We start from the raw sequence: 16,566 nt of genomic DNA on the forward strand, positions 1-16,566 counted from the left end.
GCAAGGGTTTGGCTGAAGCGACAATCCTTCGGATTGCGCGGGTGGGCATTGGCAATGAGAACGATCAAGTGTCTTAAGGGCAATTGGTGGATGCCTTGGCATGCACAGGCGATGAAGGACGTGATACGCTGCGATAAGCTACGGGGAGGTGCGAATACCCTTTGATCCGTAGATTTCCGAATGGGGAAACCCACCTAAGGTACTTGGAAAATCAGAGCAGCAGGGTGACTTGCTGCTGTGGTTTCCAAGTATCGATAATAGGTAACTTACCCTGAATACATAGGGGTAAAGTGGCGAACGCGGGGAACTGAAACATCTAAGTACCCGTAGGAAAGGACATCAACCGAGACTCCGGAAGTAGTGGCGAGCGAACCCGGACCAGGCCAGTGGCGATGATGAGACAAGCGGAACCTTCTGGAAAGTAGGGCCATAGTGGGTGACAGCCCCGTACGCGTAATGCAAATCATCGTCCTCGAGTAAGGCGGGACACGTGAAATCCTGTCTGAAATTGGGGGGACCACCCTCCAAGCCTAAGTACTCGTGCATGACCGATAGCGAACTAGTACCGTGAGGGAAAGGTGAAAAGCACCCCGACAAGGGGAGTGAAAGAGTACCTGAAACCGGTTGCCTACAAACAGTGGAAGCCCAAGGTTCGTCCTGGGTGACCACGTACCTTTTGTATAATGGGTCAGCGACTTAGTGTGACGAGCAAGCTTAAACCGCTAGGTGTAGGCGCAGCGAAAGCGAGTCTGAATAGGGCGTTCAGTTCGTCGCATTAGACCCGAAACCGAGTGATCTAGCCATGAGCAGGTTGAAGGTAAGGTAACACTTACTGGAGGACCGAACCCATAACTGTTGCAATAGTTCGGGATGACTTGTGGCTAGGGGTGAAAGGCCAATCAAACTCGGAAATAGCTGGTTCTCCGCGAAATCTATTTAGGTAGAGCGTCGACCGAATACCCCAGGGGGTAGAGCACTGGATGGGCTAGGGGTCCTCACCGGATTACCAAACCTAACCAAACTCCGAATACCTGGGAGTACTAGTCGGCAGACACACGGCGGGTGCTAACGTCCGTCGTGAAAAGGGAAACAACCCTGACCTACAGCTAAGGTCCCCAAGTTATGGCTAAGTGGGAAAGGATGTGAGGATCCCAAAACAACCAGGATGTTGGCTTAGAAGCAGCCATCATTTAAAGAAAGCGTAACAGCTCACTGGTCTAAATAAGGGTCTTTGCGCCGAAAATGTAACGGGGCTAAAGCCATACACCGAAGCTTAGGGTTTGGTCCGCAAGGGCCAAGCGGTAGCGGAGCGTTCTGTAAGCTGATGAAGCCATACCCGTGAGGGGTGGTGGAGGTATCAGAAGTGCGAATGCTGACATGAGTAACGTAAGGGGAGTGAGAGACTCCCCCGCCGAAAGACCAAGGGTTCCTGCTTAAAGCTAATCTGAGCAGGGTTAGCCGGCCCCTAAGACGAGGCGGAAACGCGTAGTCGATGGGAACCACGTTAATATTCGTGGGCTTGGAGGTAGTGACGGATCATTGAGGTAGTCCAATCTTATCGGATTGAACGGGCTGCTGCGTGGTTCCAGGAAATAGCTCCTCCTTATAAACCGTACCCGAAACCGACACTGGTGGTCTGGTAGAGTATACCAAGGCGCTTGAGAGAACTATGCTGAAGGAACTCGGCAAATTGCACGCGTAACTTCGGAAGAAGCGTGACCCTTTTCTACGCAAGTAGAGGAGGGTGGCACAGACCAGGGGGTAGCGACTGTTTATCAAAAACACAGGGCTCTGCGAAGTCGCAAGACGACGTATAGGGTCTGACGCCTGCCCGGTGCTGGAAGGTTAAGAGGAGGGGTGCAAGCTCTGAATCGAAGCCCCAGTAAACGGCGGCCGTAACTATAACGGTCCTAAGGTAGCGAAATTCCTTGTCGGGTAAGTTCCGACCTGCACGAATGGCGTAACGACTTCCCCGCTGTCTCCAGCATAGACTCAGTGAAATTGAATTCCCCGTGAAGATGCGGGGTTCCTGCGGTTAGACGGAAAGACCCCGTGCACCTTTACTATAGCTTTACATTGGCATTCGTAGTGGCATGTGTAGGATAGGTGGTAGGCTTTGAAACCTGGGCGCCAGCTCAGGTGGAGCCACCCTTGAAATACCACCCTTATTACTATGGATGTCTAACCGCGGCCCGTTATCCGGGTCCGGGACAATGTATGGTGGGTAGTTTGACTGGGGCGGTCGCCTCCTAAAGAGTAACGGAGGCGCGCGATGGTGGGCTCAGAACGGTCGGAAATCGTTCGCTGAGTGCAATGGCATAAGCCTGCCTGACTGCGAGACTGACAAGTCGAGCAGAGACGAAAGTCGGTCATAGTGATCCGGTGGTCCCGCGTGGAAGGGCCATCGCTCAACGGATAAAAGGTACGCCGGGGATAACAGGCTGATGACCCCCAAGAGTCCATATCGACGGGGTTGTTTGGCACCTCGATGTCGACTCATCGCATCCTGGGGCTGGAGCAGGTCCCAAGGGTATGGCTGTTCGCCATTTAAAGCGGTACGTGAGTTGGGTTCAGAACGTCGTGAGACAGTTCGGTCCCTATCTGCCGTGGGTGTAGGAATATTGAAAGGATCTGTCCCTAGTACGAGAGGACCGGGATGGACGGATCTCTGGTGGACCTGTTGTGGCGCCAGCCGCATAGCAGGGTAGCTATATCCGGACGGGATAACCGCTGAAGGCATCTAAGCGGGAAACCCACCTTAAAACGAGTATTCCCTGAGAACCGTGGAAGACGACCACGTTGATAGGCCGGGTGTGGAAGAGCGGCAACGCTTGAAGCTTACCGGTACTAATAGTTCGATCGGCTTGATCGTTCTCATTCCTTATGCCCATCGTGAAACACGATGGATGGCACAACAAGACCAGCGAAAAGCTCCGAGAGAGCACCATGATAGGATCTCCCTATTGGCTACTCCCTCATCGCTCTTCGCTCAAAAAGCTTCTCGAATAACGTGCGTTTTGCCGACCTGGTGGTTATGGCGGAGCGGCTGCACCCGATCCCATTCCGAACTCGGCCGTGAAACGCTCCAGCGCTGATGGTACTTCGTCTCAAGACGCGGGAGAGTAGGTCGCTGCCAGGTCTGCCAAACGCACGTTAAACTCACATCCAGGATCAAAATGGTCCCGGATGAAGAGAAATCTTCTCTCTACGAACAGGCCCGCCAACGGGATCCCGGGCCGCGTAAGCGGCCCTTTCATTTGGCGACATGCTTTCCAGGCAGCGATCGCTGCAACGGTTGACGCGGGGTGGAGCAGCCCGGTAGCTCGTCAGGCTCATAACCTGAAGGTCACAGGTTCAAATCCTGTCCCCGCAACCAACCTTTCCCTCATAAAATCCCACCAGATCCCACGAGCTTCGTTGCCTGGCGCATCGGCTGCGCCGATGCTGGGCAAGGTAGCTCCTCGTCCCGCGGACCATACCTGAAGGTCACAGGTTCAAATCCTGTCCCCGCTACCAACCAAGGGCTCTAGGAGCCTTGATCCTGCAAGCGGTTCCAGGCGTGCATGCGGTTGGCAACCTGCACCGCGATCGGATGGAACGGGATCGGTTTCATGTTGGTGACCGGCAGCGGCATCTGCCCGTCCGTACGCCGGCCTGCAGCCCAGCGGCCGATGTCCTGGCCAAGCGACATCGAAAGTGCCACGCCACGGCCGGAATAAACGCCACCAAACACAAGGCCGGGCGCCAGGCGATAAAGGCGCGGCCTGCGGTCAGGCACCACTGCGAAAGTTCCGTGCCAATATTCCACCATCTCGGGCGCGCCGCCAAACGCCGGAAATGCCTTGCCCAGCATGCGCGAGACCTTGGTCCGGCCGCGATCGGCTTCGTCAAACCAGAAAGTATGCGTACCGCCGCTGACCAGCCGATTGTCGCGGTCATAGTGGAAATAGCGGATGTCGTTGCGCATGTCGGAGACGGCCGGATTGCTGACAAGGATTTTGGCGCGCACCTCCTCCGGCAGCGGGTTAGTCGCCGCCTGGAACACCTTGAGCGGCACCAGCGTCTTCTTGAGCCCTGGCCATATGTCGCCGGTCAGCGCGTTGGTCGCCAGCACGACCTCGGGCGCGGTGACGCTTCCCGACGCGGTGAAGACGCGCCAGCCGCCTTCCACCTTCTCGATGCGCGTTGCACGAGAGTTCTCGCAGATGGTCACGCCTTCGCGCTCCAGCGCGGCCGCGAGGCCGATGGTCATGGCAAAGGGATTGATATGGCCCGAATTGTGAACCATCCAGCCGCCGAGATACGGACTGCCGATGCGTGCGGTGGCTTCGGCGCGGTCAAGGCTGGAGACATTCGCGCCGAAGGCCTTCCATTCCTCGTAGAACTGGCGCGTGCGGGCAAGCGTCGCCTCGGTGTGCGCGGGCTGGATCCAGCCTTCCTGCACCTGGTGCGCATCGATGTTGAAACGCTGCATCAGGCCGAAGGCCACACCCGCCGCATCCGCCACCATGCGGTTGTAGCGGGTGCCAACGGTCTTTCCGTATGCCGCCTCGAACTCTGAAGGTGATGCCTTGGAATGGTGGGAGATGACGAGGCCGTTGTTGCGGCCGGACGCCGCCGAACCGATCTCGTTGCCTTCGAGGAGGATCACATCGACGCCGCTGTCGCGCGCGCCGAGTGCCGCGGCCATGCCGGTGAAGCCGCCGCCGACGATCAGTACATCAGTCTTCAGATCACCTTGGAGTGCCGGTGCCGTCTGACGAAGATTCGCGGTCTTGCGCCAGAGATGCGGCGTCTTCCAGTCGACCTCAAACATGAAGAACGTCCGTATTTGCCCCGCCGAGATAGTGCTCGCTCAACGCGGAATGCTCGGCCATTTCCTGTGCAGGGGCGTGAAGCTTCACCTTGCCGGTGTTCAGCAGATAGGCGTAGTCGCCGCATTCAAGCGCGAGCTGAACGTTCTGCTCGACAAGCAGGATGGAAATGCCATTGCGCGACAGGTCGAGAATGATGCGGAAGATCTGGTGAACGATCTTCGGGGCAAGGCCGAGGGACGGTTCATCGAGCATCAGAAGTTTCGGCTCGGCCATCAGCGCCCGACCAATCGCAAGCATCTGCTGCTGGCCGCCGGACATGCGGCTTGCCATGCCATTGCGTCGCTCCTTCAGCACCGGAAAGAGATCGAAGGCCTCGGCGCGCAACGCTTCAAAGCTCTTGCCGCCGCGGCCGATATGGGCGGCGACCAGGTTTTCTTCCACCGTCAGCCGCTGAAAGATCTGGCGGCCTTCCGGGCAATGCGTGATGCCGAGACGCACGACCTGCTCCGGCCGCATGCCAGCGATGTCGCGCCCTTCGAAGGTGATGCTGCCGGCGGTCGGACGGGCAACGCCGGAGATGGAGTTGAGCAGCGTCGTCTTGCCGGCGCCATTCGGGCCGAGAACAACGACGATCTCGTGCGGATCGACGTCGATGTTTATGTCTTCAAGAACGCCGACGCGTCCGTATCCCGAGCTGAGCCCGGCGATCCTGAGCAGCGGCTCGGATGTCGTCGATGTCATTGGCGGTTCCCAGATAGGCGAGTTGGACGTCGGTGCTGGCCTGCACCTCGGCGGGTGTGCCCTGAAAAAGCAGCTTTCCGTGATGCATGACGATGATGTTGTCGCAGAGCGCCATAACCAGATCCATGTCGTGCTCCACGATGATCGTGATCCGGTCGGGCGAACGCTGGGCGGCGAGCCCGGCGGTCAATTCCGCCGTCTCGTGATGGTTCAGCCCGGCGGCGGGCTCGTCAAGCAGCAGCACACGCGGATTGCAAACCAGCGCGCGGGCGATTTCCAGCATGCGCTGCCGTCCATAGGGCAGGCTGCCTGCTTCCGCGTCGGCATGGCCTTGCAGGTCGAAGAAACGCAAGATCTCCATGCATTTCTCGCGCCGATGGTCGCGCCGGGACGAGGCATAGGGCGGCCACAGCACTTCTTTCCAGGTGCCGCCGACATCGGTCGGGTAAAAGCAGACCTCGAGGTTTTCGAGCGCCGTCATCTGGTCGAAGAGACGGATGTTCTGGTACGTGCGGGCGACTCCCGAATTGGCGATCTGATATTTCTTGAGCCTGTCGAGGCGTTTTCCGTCGAGCACGATCGATCCGGAGGAGACGGTGTAGGAGCCGGCGGTCATGTTGATGAGCGTCGACTTGCCGGCGCCGTTGGGTCCGATCACACCATGGATCAGTCCGGGGGCGAAAGAGGCCGTCACGTCATCGATGGCGATGACCTGGCCGTATTCCTTGCGCAGTCTGTCAAAGACCAGGGTCATTTGCCGATCAGCCTCCGGATGAGCTTGTCTGGCCCGAAGCTGCGCGGAACGATGCCGGCAGGGCGCACGATGATCAGGAAGATCATCAACAGCCCGAGGAACAGGATCCGCCATTCGGCAAATTCGCGCAGCACTTCCGGCAGCAGGATCAGGATCGCCGCACCGGCGACGATGCCGAGAATGTTGCCGATGCCGCCGACCACGATCATCAGCACGATCAACACGGATTCCTGAAGCGTGAAACTTTCCGGGCTGACGAAGCGCTGGGAGGCACCGAAGATTGCTCCCGCGATCGAACCGATGGTCGCGGAGGTGGCGAAGGCGGCAAGCTTGGCGTTGGTCGTATTGATGCCGATACCGCGCGCGGCGTCCTGGTCTTCTCGGATCGCTGCCCAGGCCTTGCCGAGGATGGAGCGCTCCAGCCGCCAGGCCACAAGTCCGGCCAGCAGCACGACAACAAGCAAGAGCCAGAAGAAGTCGACGGGCCGCGCGATCTGGATGCCGAGGATCGAAGCCTTGTCGAGGCGGGCTATGCCCTTCGGCCCGCCGGTGAGCCAGTCGAGATTGTTGATGATGATGCGGACGATCTCGCCAAAACCGAGCGTGACGATGGCAAGATAGTCGCCGCGCAGCCTCAACACCGGAATGCCAAGCAAAATGCCCGTGATCGCGCCAAGGCAGGCGGCGGCGAGCAGAATGAGCAGGAAGGGCAAATGCAGGTCGAGCTGGGGGCTGGCGAGCAGTGCGTAGCTGTATGCACCGACCGCATAGAAGGCGACGAAGCCGAGATCGAGCAAGCCGGTATAGCCGATGACGATGTTCAGGCCGATGCCGAGCAGGATGTAGATCAGCAGGCTGTCGATGACGCGGATGTAGTAGTTGGGCAGGAAGGGCGTCACCGCGATCAGCGCGATGGCGATGGCAAAGACAAGGAACGCGACGGCCCGGCTTGAACGCGGCCTGACAGAAGCGAGGGTCTCGGCGACGGACATCAGAATTCCCTCTTGTACACGATGCTTTCCTCGGACACGGCCTCGCCCAATATGCCGGCGGGACGAACGAGAAGCACGAGTATGAGGATGGCGAAGGTGAGCACGTCGCGATATTCGGTGCCCAGCACGCCATGGGTGACGATGGGCAGCAAGGCGGTTCCGCCAACTTCGACGAAAGCGAGGATGAAGGCGCCAAGCATGGCGCCGGGAATGGAGCCGATGCCGCCGAGGATCGCCGCGGTGAAGGCCTTCAGGCCAATGACGGCACCCATGGACGGCGACATGATGCCGTAATAGCTGGCATAGAGGATGCCGCCCGCCGCGCCGAGCAGCGGGCCGACGAAGAATACCATGGAGATCGCGCCGTTGACGTTGATGCCGAGAAGCTGCGCGGTGGGGCGGCTTTCCGACACGGCGCGCACGATGATGCCGATACGGCTGCGGTTGACGAGAAAATAGAGGCCGAACATCAACACGAAGGCGGCAACCAGGATGCCGATCTGCATCGAGGTGATTGTGCCCCCCATCACCTCGTAACGGACGACGGGGAAGAAGCTCGGAAAGGCGACCGGCTGTGGCCCGGCAAGAATCTGTATGCCGGTGACCAGCGAGAGCGAAACGCCAAGCGAGGAGAGCATCGGCGCAAGCCGGGTGGAGTTTCTCAACGGCTTGTAGGCGATGCGTTCAATGCCGACGCCAATGAAGCCCACCAGGAAGATAGCCACGAGAAAGGCCACGGTGAGCCCAATCGCACCCGCCATGCCGACATCGCCAACGAGCATGCTGAGGACCAGAAAGGCGACATAGGCGCCGAGCATGAACATCTCGCCATGGGCGAAATTGATCATGCGCAACACGCCATAGACCATGGTGTAGCCGAGCGCGATCAACGCGTAGATCGAGCCGATGGTCAACGCGTTGACCGTCTGCTGAATGAGGTTTCCCAGCATGGGCTGGCGTCCTGTGCAATGAGTTCCGATCGACCAGTCGAACCGGCCATCGCATTCTTGTCATTCGCGGCCGTCAAGAGGCAAGAGGAGCCGCCTTCAAAAGGCAGGCGGCTCCCGCGCCCGGCTGCTATTTTGAGCCGACAAGCTGGAAGGCCGAGCCCTCCACCTTGTAGAGGTAGGATGGGGCGACTTTGAGTTCGCCTGTGTCGTCGAATTCCAGGTCACCCACGGCGGTCTTGACCTTGACCGCGTGCAGCGCCGCGTTGATGTCCTCGCGCGTCAGGCCCTTGGTTGTCTTGAGCACCTGTTCGAGGATCTGCCCCTGTACATAGCCGTAGATCGAGTAGGGGCCGGCGTCCTCGCCGTACTTGGCCTTGTAGAGCTTGGCGAAATCGGCGATCGCCGGTGAGGCATCCATCGGCGGCACCTGTATGGCGACGAGCGCGCCCTGGACGTTGGGCTCGCCAGCCTGCTTGATGAAGTCCGGCGTATAGCCACCGTCGGGCACGATCAGCGTGGCAGTGATCCCTTGCTCATGCATCTGCTTTGCAAAGAGCGCCAGCTGCGGCATGACGGCACCGAGATAGATCACGTCTGGTTTCTTCGGCTTGATCTGCGCCAGCACGGCGGCGAAGTCCACGTCGCTCGGCGCGACGGCAATCGTGTCGAGGACCTTGCCGCCACCATCCTGGAAGTTCTTGGCGAAGATCTCGGAGATTCCCTGCCCGAACACCTGCTTGTCGTTGACGATCAGGGCCGTCTTGGCGCCAAGCTTGCCAAGCGCGTATTCAGCCGGCAGCAGCGCGCCCGCCAGATCGTTAGCGACCGGACGCACCATGAACTTGTAGCCCTGCTTGGTCAGCGAAGGGTTGGAGCCGAAGGTCATCGTCGGCAGCGAGCAATCCTCGTAGATCGGCAGGGTGGACTGGGCGACGCCGGAATTGAAGTTGACAAGGCCAAGCACCACCTGGGCATTGTCACAGAACTTCTGCGCAACGAGCGTTCCCTCGCGCGGATCCGCCTTGTCGTCTTCCTGTTCATAGGCAATGGTCACGCCATTGACCCCGCCTTCGGCGTTCAGCTTGTCGATATAGAGCTTGAAGCCGTTATGCCATGTGGTGCCGAAATAGGCCTGCGGGCCAGAGAGTGGAGCGGAGAGACCAATCGTGGTCTGCTCAGCCATGGCCGGGCCTGCGAACAGCGATGCTCCGAGAAGGAGCGTGGCGGTAAATTTCCTCATGATGGTTCCCCTTGGCTACTGGTCACGACAGGAGTGGCCGTTCCGGTCTTCTCTCCCTTGGAACCCATCGAAGCAGACAAAGAGACCGTCGTCAAGAAAGTGTCGACACTATTGCGTTCAATTTTGTGCTCAGATATCGATTATGCGTCGCGAGCCCGTCGCCGGCGCTTCAAGTCGGCGCCGTTGTCGGGCGCGAAAACCTTGAGCAGGGCGTCCTTGAGCGCCTGCTGCGTCGCGGAGACGGTCATTTCGATATGTTCGCGCAACAGTTTCGCGCCGTTCTCGGCATCCCGCTTGACGGCGGCTTCGACGATCGCCGAGTGAGAGGTGATCTGCGCCTTGTCATGCGAGGGGTGCTCGATCTGGATGCGGCGGATGAAGCGGATGCGCGCATTGATGGAGGCGAGCTGGCCGACAAGTTCCGGATTTCCGGACAGTTCGGCGATGAGCAGATGAAAGCCTTCGTCCTCGGCCAGGATGATGTCCGGGGGCTGGTCCCGATAGCCATCGACGATCGCCTCCCAATACTGCCGCAAACGGTCGATCTCGCTGTCTTCCGCGCGCTCGCACATCAGCTTGAAAGCCGCCGACTCAATGATGGAGCGCAGCTCGTAAAGGTCGAGCAGACCCTCGGTGCTGAGGCTCCTGACGAAAAAGCCGCGATTGGGTGTGAGCGAAACGAAGCCCTCGGAAGCGAGCCGGTTCAGCGCCTCGCGGATTGGCGTGCGCGACACGCCGAGGCTGCGCGAAAGCTGGACTTCGTTGATGCGTTCGCCAGGCTTCAGCTTGAACTCGACCAGAAGCTTGCGGATGGTGGTGTAAGCGCGCTCGCTGCTGTCGGCGCTGCGGCGCGTCTCGGCCTCATTCGCAAGGGACGGGTCGCTGTCGGCGCTGGTCTCGGCTCGTTCGGTCATGAAGATTCCAATCTGATTTGTCTGCAGGCTGTGTCGACACTTTATGGTGCCTCTTTCTTTCCCAACTTCACGGGAATGGCAAGCCGCAGGTTGCAACCCGGGAGACAACGATGATCATAGGCATTCTTGGCGTCGGGCATCTGGCGGCGTCCATGCTGGCTGGTTTCCTGCGTTCCGGGCTCGACCCTGAAACAATCCTGTTGTCTCCGCGCGGCAAGGCCGCCGCGCTTGCCGCCCAGCATGGCTTTCGGCTGGCGACCGACAATCGCGATCTCGTCGAGCGGGCCGATGTCGTGATTGTCGCCGTACGGCCGGCTCAAGCGCCGGAGACGGTCATGGGCCTGCCCTGGCGCGAGGGGCAGCTTGTGGTTTCGGTGTGCGCCGGCGTGCCGTTGTCACGGCTTGAGGTCGCGCCCGCGCGCGCCGTGCGCGCCATGCCGTTCACCGCTTCCGAGATTGCCGCCAGTCCGACAGTCTATTTCCCCGACCTTGGGCGGGCGCGGGCAGTTCTCGACCGGCTCGGCCCCGCGATCGCTCTCGCCAGCGAAGCGGACTTCGAAGTGGCGACGGTCATCGCCGCCGTCTATGGCTGGGCGCAGGATCTGATCCGCAAGACGGCCGAATGGTCGAGTGCCGAAGGTCTCGATCCGGCAATCGCCCGCCGGCTGGCGGCCTTGACCTTCGTGGCGGCCGGGCAGCTGATCGCGGACAAGAGCGAACCGATGGACCAGATGCTCGAAGAGCTGGTGACACCGGGTGGCATCACCGAGCGGGGCCTGCAGGTTCTTTCGGCACGCGGCGTGCCAGCAGCCTGGGAGGAAGCTTGCGCGGCGGTGCTTGACAAATTGACCGGGCAAGGCTGATGCGCGGCGTCGCTGACGCCACGCGCGCTCACCGCCGCGGCGCGGGCGGATAGACCTGGCCGCCGGCTGCCTGTTCGCTCGGCGCGACGGTCAGTTCGGCGATGTCGACATGGTCCGGCATCCGCAGCGCGGCGACAAGCACCGCGGCAATGTCTGCCGGGCCGAGTGGCCGCTGTTGGGAGTACATGCGTTTGCGCAGGCCCTCGCGGTCGCCGTCGAAGGCCTTCAGGTAGAAGTCGGTTTCAACACGGCCAGGCGCGATCTCGGTCAGCCGCACGCCCGTGCCCGCGAGATCAAAGCGCAGAATACGGCCGGCCTGGGAAAGGCCGGCCTTGGCCGCACCATAGGCTGTCGTGCCGGGAAAGACGGCGCTGGCCGCCGTGCTGGTCAGGTTGAAGATGTGGCCATGCTTGCGTGCGATCATGCCAGGCAGCAACAAGCGTATGAGCTGCAACGGCGCGGTGAGGTTAAGCGCCACCACCTCGGCTGTTTCCTCCGCGCTCTGTTCATGAAGCGGACGCACGGTTGCCAGACCACCGGCATTGTTGACCAGCACATCGATTTCCGTCGAACCGAGTGCGAAGGCGATCGCCTCGATGTCGCGTACATCGGCGACAAGCGGCTTGACGCTTGATCCGAGCCGCGCCTGCAGCACCTGCAGTGCGTCGTGGTTGCGCGCCAGCGCATGGACGGTCAATCCTTCCATGACCAGGCTCTCGACGATCGCCGCGCCGATGCCCTTCGAGGCACCGGTCACGAGGGCAGTACGGTAGTTCATTGCCGTTCTCCTGAACCGTGACGATTAGAGCGCGCCGCGTTCGGCCACCGTTTTCAGAATGCCGACCAGGCCAGCCTCCCGCGCGGCCTTCAGGTCGTCCTGGCTGCGTCCGTCCACCGCCGCATTTGTCGAAGCCGTGATCGCGCGGATCGTGTTGTCGTCGAGCTTTGCGTCGAGCAGCGTGTCCCAGATCGCCTGATAGGTCGGGCCATATTTGCGCAGGAAGTCCTCAATGCCATCGGCGTTGAGGCTGTTGGAAATGAACGAGCCTTGCAGGGTCCATTTCGCACCCGGCCCATACATGAAGGCACGATCCACGTCCTCGACGGAGGCGACGCCGTCGCGCACCAGCGCGATTGCCTCGCGCCACATCGCACCCATCAGGCGCAGGGCGATATGGCCGGTCACTTCCCGGTTGAGCGTCACCGGCTTCTTGCCGATTGTTTCATAGATGGCGCGTGCCCGGGCGATGGCTTGTGGATCGGTCGCCTTGCCGCCGACGATCTCGACCAGCGGCATCAGATGCGCCGGGTTGAAGGGATGACCGAGCACGATGCGGCCGGGCCGGCGGCACTCGCCCTGCATGTCGGACACCAGCAGGGCCGAGGAGGAGGAAGCAATGACGACTTCGTCGCCGACATGGCCTTCGATCTCGGCCAGCAGCCGGCGCTTGAGCGGCAGATCTTCCGGGCCGTTCTCCTGCACGAAATCGACGCCTTCGAGCGTCTCGGCCAGCGTCGGGAAAAGACGGATCGCACCGGGCGCGGACGAGGGTCCCTTCAACGCATCGAGATCGGCCATGAGTGCAGGCAGCGCCTCGCTGAAAGCTACCTCGCGCCGCTCCGTCGGGTCGAACACGCGCACCTTGTGGCCGGCATGGGCAAAGCAAGCCGTCCAGCGCTGCCCGATCACGCCGAAACCGACAATGCCGATGGTCAGCTTTTCCACTACCCGGCCCTCCTTCCGTCAAGCGCGGCGCGGAAGGCCTCGTTGAGGTCGTTCCACGGGATGAGAAGATCGAGCCAGGCGCCGATCCGTCCGGCAACCAGGATCGCCTCATCGATCAGGGCATGGAAAGGATAGCCGTCGCCCATCGCCGCCTCGAGCCGGAAAAGCAGCGCGGGCGTTTCGTCCATGTGGCAGAAGTCGCGCAGGCGGGTCGCGGTCTTGTCGAGCGCCAGCGCGGCCGTCTGGCGTCGCACGGCCTCGTCCTTGCCGCGCGCCGCGCGTATCCACCACAGGAACTCGTGCAGCACCCGCGCTTCCGACTCCGCCATGAAGACAGGACCCGCAGGGTGCATGATGGCGCGGGACGCGGTGACCCGGCTGATGTCGGCGGGACATGCCGCCCACAGTGCCTTGCGCGCGGCGATGATATCCTGCGGCAGCGGCGATGGCGCCGACAATTCAGGCGCGCTTCCATCCGATCTGCCGAGTGTGCCTTCAAGGATGCGGCGGCCCTGGTCGCGTTTCAGTGTCGCGGCAAGCTCGGCAATGCCTTCCACCGGCGCGTCGAGATGGCCGAGAACGGTGATCTCGGCATTTTCCGCCTGGAGCGGCGCGAAGGTGATTTCGAGGAATTGCCGCACCGGCCAGTAGATGAAGGCGCCGGCGGCGGCGGCAAGCACATGCGTCGCCCCCTCCAGATCCTCGACAAAGGGGGCATGCCAATAGATATGGCTGCCGGCGATCTTAGGGGTATGGAGCTGCAGGCGCATGGGCAGGACCGAAAGCAGCGCATAGCGGGTGCGCTCGGCATCGCCGGTGAGGCGCAGCGGCCAGCTGCGCCCCTCGGCAGAGAAAATCAGGTCCATCTTACTTTCCGGGATTGAAGAAGGAGACAGGTTTGAGGATCTGGTTGCGCATATCGAGAAGGTAGTCGGTCTCGATCACCTTGCGTCGATAGGCCTGCCATTCGGGATCGGCTTCCATGCGGTCGCGCCGCTCTTCCCGATCGGCAAGGCTATCATATTTCCACAGATGCACGGTGCGCGAGAGGTCGCCGATATGCGTCTGGAAGAAGCCGAAGGGTTCGCCCAGATAATGTCGCTGCATCGGCAGGCCGACCTCCTCGTAGAGCGTGAGGAAATGCGACAGCTTGTTCGGACGGGCGGTGTAGGTGCGATGGTCGAAGATCATCCTGAGCACTCCTTCTGGCATCTTGCTCCGGCGCCCTCGGCGCCGGCGTAATGTGGTCTTGTCTGCCCCCGCGACCGATCCGCGGGATCAAGCGAACTGCCGGCTCAGCCGGCGCTCCGCACGGTCTCGGAGATCAGCCGGGCTGTGAGCGCCGGCGCCTCTATCTGCGGTACATGGCCAATGCCATCGAGAAGATGAACGGCGGCGAAACCCGGCGCGCGGGCCGCATGGGCGACCGGGATAATCCGGTCCAGCTTCCCCCAGATGAGCCGCGTCGGGACGTCGAGCTCGGCGAGCGCGGTCGCCAGGTCGAAACCCTGGGTGCCGTCCGGGAACAGGCTTTCGGCCATCGCCGCGATTGCTTCGCGATTGCCGGTCTTTTCCATTTGCCTGAGTGCAGCCTGCGCAAAGCCAGCTGGCAAGGCCGAGGGGGCGCCGACCATGACCGTCAGCCACCGCTCGAGGGCCTGCGCCGTGGTCGCGCGAGCAAGGCCGGCAAGGAAGCCTGCATTGATCTCGGGGCCAAGCCCGCCGGGTGCGAGAAGCGTGACCGAACGCACGGCGAGACGGCCGAGCCGGACGAGCGCGAGAGCCGCCGCACCGCCGAGGGAATGGCCGACGAGATGGGCATTGCCCACGCCCATGGCCTCCAGCCGGTCGGAGAGGTGGAAAGCGATCTCTTCGATGGTACTCGCCGTCCTGACGGCTTCGGTGCCGTGGCCGGGCAGGTCGAGACTGATTGTCTCGATCCCAGGTCCGAGCAACGGGACGACCTGCCGCCATACGGAACGGTCCGCCCCGAAGCCATGGATGAGGACCACGGGTACCGCCCGTCCGGCCGCCGGCGCCGCAACGGTCTGGACCGCGGCTGGAGTCCGCTGGACCATGCCGTCATGTTCATTCGGGAGGGCGGCAAGAGTGGCATCGATGTCGCGCTTCTTGATGCGTCCGTGGGGACCGCTTCCCGAAATGGTGGCAAGGTCGAGCCCGGCCGCGGCGGCAAGCCGCCGGGCAAGCGGGCTGGCGATCGGGCGGCTGCCGGGCTGCCGGTCGGAGGTACGGTCTTCGTCAGCGGCAGGCTCGCGCGGCTTGGCGGCAGCGGCGGCAGCTATGGCCGGTGCGAGCGAGGCTGGCCCGCCAGCCATCGGCTTCTCGTCCGCGATCGTGCCGAGCACGGCGCCCACCGGCGCTTCCTGCCCCTCGGCGAAGAAGATTTCGGCCAGCCAGCCGTCGCGATCGGCTTCGATCTCGGTCGCCGCCTTGGCTGTCTCGACAGTGACGACGAGATCGCCGGCCTTGACCGGATCGCCTGGCTTCACCGCCCAGGCGATCACCAGCACGGCTTCCATGTATTCGCCGCCGGCGCTGTCGATCGTGATCGGATGGGTCATCGCCGCCTCCGTCACTTGAGCGTCTTCAGCGCGGCGGCGCGGATCTTTTCGGCATTCGGCAGCATCGCCGTTTCCAGCGGTTCGGAGTACGGGATCGGCATGTCCGGCAGCGTGACGCGCGCGACCGGCGCGTCGAGCTCGTCGAAAGCGTGGTCCATGATCGTTGCCGAAAGCTCGGCGGCATAGCCGCAGAAGCGCCAGCCTTCGTTGACCACCACGGCATGGTGCGTTTTCGAGATCGAGGCGACAATGGCGTTGACGTCGAGCGGGCGCAGCGACCGGAGGTCGACGATTTCGGCCGAAACGCCGTCAGCGGCGAGAAGATCGGCGGCTTTCAGCGCCTCCACCACCATCTTGGAGGTGGCGAAGATCGAGATATCGCTGCCCTCGCGCATGGTCGCGGCCTTGCCGAGCGGCACCGTCACATCGCCGTCAGGCACCTCGCCACGGGTGTTGTAGAGCAGCTTGTGTTCGAGGAAGACCACCGGCTGGTCGTCGCGGATCGCGGCCTTCAGCATGCCCTTGGCGTCGGCGGGCGTAGAAGGGGCAACCACCTTGATGCCGGGTATGTGGGCGAGCATGGAATCGAGCGCCTTGGAGTGCTGTGCGCCGGCCCCGGCGCCGCCGCCGCCCTGCGTGCGCAGCACGAAAGGCATCCTCACCTGGCCGTTCCAGATGTAGTTGTAGATCGAGGCCTGGTTGACCAGCGCGTCGAGTGTCAGCGGTATGAAATCCGCATACATGATTTCCAGCACCGGCCGCGTGCCGGTCATTGCGGCGGTAACGGCCATGGCGGTCATCGCCTGTTCGGAGATCGGCGTGTCGCGCACCCGTGTTTCCCCGAATTCCTCCATCAGCCCTTTCGTCACCTTGAAGACGCCGCCATAGCGGCCAATGTCTTCACCGAAGAGGAAGACGGAGGGGTCGGCCTGCATCTCTTCGCGCAGCGCCGCGTTGAGCGCTTCGGCGTACCGCATCATGGCCATG

Annotated in this window: 14 protein-coding genes, 1 tRNA gene and 2 rRNA genes; 4 read left to right on the forward strand and 13 right to left on the reverse strand. The window is 61.8% G+C overall.

What is annotated here, in order from left to right; all coding sequences use genetic code 11:
• Positions 1–62: 62 nt before the first annotated feature.
• From AC56QQ_RS07030 to AC56QQ_RS07040, 3 genes are all read left to right on the forward strand, one after another.
• Positions 63–2,872, forward strand: a 23S ribosomal RNA gene (locus AC56QQ_RS07030).
• Positions 2,873–3,024: 152 nt separating this feature from the next.
• Positions 3,025–3,139, forward strand: a 5S ribosomal RNA gene (gene rrf, locus AC56QQ_RS07035).
• A 160-nt stretch (positions 3,140–3,299) separates the two neighbouring features.
• Positions 3,300–3,376, forward strand: a tRNA-Met gene (locus AC56QQ_RS07040).
• A gap of 150 nt (positions 3,377–3,526) precedes the next feature.
• Here AC56QQ_RS07040 and AC56QQ_RS07045 read toward each other — a convergent pair.
• From AC56QQ_RS07045 to AC56QQ_RS07075, 7 genes are all read right to left on the reverse strand, one after another.
• Positions 3,527–4,816, reverse strand: a complete 1,290-nt coding sequence (locus tag AC56QQ_RS07045) for an NAD(P)/FAD-dependent oxidoreductase (RefSeq protein WP_497126033.1) — start codon at positions 4,814–4,816, stop codon at positions 3,527–3,529.
• Positions 4,809–5,558 carry an ABC transporter ATP-binding protein gene (locus tag AC56QQ_RS07050; protein ID WP_489863387.1) on the reverse strand — a complete coding sequence of 250 codons (750 nt, stop codon included), beginning with the start codon at positions 5,556–5,558 and terminating at the stop codon, positions 4,809–4,811. The genes AC56QQ_RS07045 and AC56QQ_RS07050 overlap by 8 nt, the downstream gene beginning before the upstream one ends.
• The gene (locus AC56QQ_RS07055; protein ID WP_497126034.1) at positions 5,482–6,312 is read right to left on the reverse strand and encodes an ABC transporter ATP-binding protein; all 831 of its coding nucleotides are present in this window, start codon (positions 6,310–6,312) and stop codon (positions 5,482–5,484) included. Before AC56QQ_RS07055 ends, AC56QQ_RS07050 begins: the two co-directional genes overlap by 77 nt.
• Positions 6,309–7,304, reverse strand: coding sequence for a branched-chain amino acid ABC transporter permease (locus tag AC56QQ_RS07060; protein WP_497126036.1), 996 nt, complete (start codon positions 7,302–7,304; stop codon positions 6,309–6,311). Before AC56QQ_RS07060 ends, AC56QQ_RS07055 begins: the two co-directional genes overlap by 4 nt.
• Positions 7,304–8,254 (reverse strand): branched-chain amino acid ABC transporter permease, encoded by a 951-nt coding sequence (locus AC56QQ_RS07065; protein WP_497126037.1) that lies wholly within the window; start codon positions 8,252–8,254, stop codon positions 7,304–7,306. The genes AC56QQ_RS07060 and AC56QQ_RS07065 overlap by 1 nt, the downstream gene beginning before the upstream one ends.
• Before the next feature lie 127 nt (positions 8,255–8,381).
• Positions 8,382–9,494 carry a branched-chain amino acid ABC transporter substrate-binding protein gene (locus AC56QQ_RS07070; RefSeq protein WP_489863385.1) on the reverse strand — a complete coding sequence of 371 codons (1,113 nt, stop codon included), beginning with the start codon at positions 9,492–9,494 and terminating at the stop codon, positions 8,382–8,384.
• Positions 9,495–9,634: 140 nt separating this feature from the next.
• Positions 9,635–10,408, reverse strand: a complete 774-nt coding sequence (locus AC56QQ_RS07075; RefSeq protein WP_091583545.1) for a GntR family transcriptional regulator — start codon at positions 10,406–10,408, stop codon at positions 9,635–9,637.
• A gap of 110 nt (positions 10,409–10,518) precedes the next feature.
• Between AC56QQ_RS07075 and AC56QQ_RS07080 the strand changes: the two genes are divergently transcribed.
• On the forward strand, positions 10,519–11,271 hold the full coding sequence (locus tag AC56QQ_RS07080) for a pyrroline-5-carboxylate reductase family protein (protein WP_497126038.1): 753 nt from the start codon (positions 10,519–10,521) through the stop codon (positions 11,269–11,271).
• 28 nt (positions 11,272–11,299) lie between these two features.
• On the opposite strand, the gene AC56QQ_RS07085 is transcribed toward AC56QQ_RS07080, so the two are convergent.
• The 6 genes from AC56QQ_RS07085 to AC56QQ_RS07110 form a co-directional block, all read right to left on the reverse strand.
• A complete protein-coding gene (locus tag AC56QQ_RS07085; RefSeq protein ID WP_497126039.1) occupies positions 11,300–12,049 on the reverse strand; it encodes an SDR family oxidoreductase in 750 nt (249 codons plus the stop codon).
• A gap of 24 nt (positions 12,050–12,073) precedes the next feature.
• Complete coding sequence (locus AC56QQ_RS07090; protein WP_497126040.1) at positions 12,074–12,997, reverse strand: 3-hydroxyacyl-CoA dehydrogenase NAD-binding domain-containing protein; 924 nt, start codon at positions 12,995–12,997, stop codon at positions 12,074–12,076.
• A complete protein-coding gene (locus AC56QQ_RS07095; protein WP_497126041.1) occupies positions 12,997–13,863 on the reverse strand; it encodes a hypothetical protein in 867 nt (288 codons plus the stop codon). Before AC56QQ_RS07095 ends, AC56QQ_RS07090 begins: the two co-directional genes overlap by 1 nt.
• Before the next feature lies 1 nt (position 13,864).
• Positions 13,865–14,188 carry an NIPSNAP family protein gene (locus AC56QQ_RS07100; protein ID WP_256751702.1) on the reverse strand — a complete coding sequence of 108 codons (324 nt, stop codon included), beginning with the start codon at positions 14,186–14,188 and terminating at the stop codon, positions 13,865–13,867.
• A gap of 104 nt (positions 14,189–14,292) precedes the next feature.
• Positions 14,293–15,579, reverse strand: coding sequence for an acetoin dehydrogenase dihydrolipoyllysine-residue acetyltransferase subunit (locus tag AC56QQ_RS07105; protein ID WP_497126042.1), 1,287 nt, complete (start codon positions 15,577–15,579; stop codon positions 14,293–14,295).
• A gap of 11 nt (positions 15,580–15,590) precedes the next feature.
• A complete protein-coding gene (locus AC56QQ_RS07110) occupies positions 15,591–16,565 on the reverse strand; it encodes an alpha-ketoacid dehydrogenase subunit beta (RefSeq protein WP_497126043.1) in 975 nt (324 codons plus the stop codon).
• Between the last annotated feature and the right edge of the window lies 1 nt (position 16,566).

Source organism: Mesorhizobium sp. RCAM 05099, from assembly GCF_059683685.1.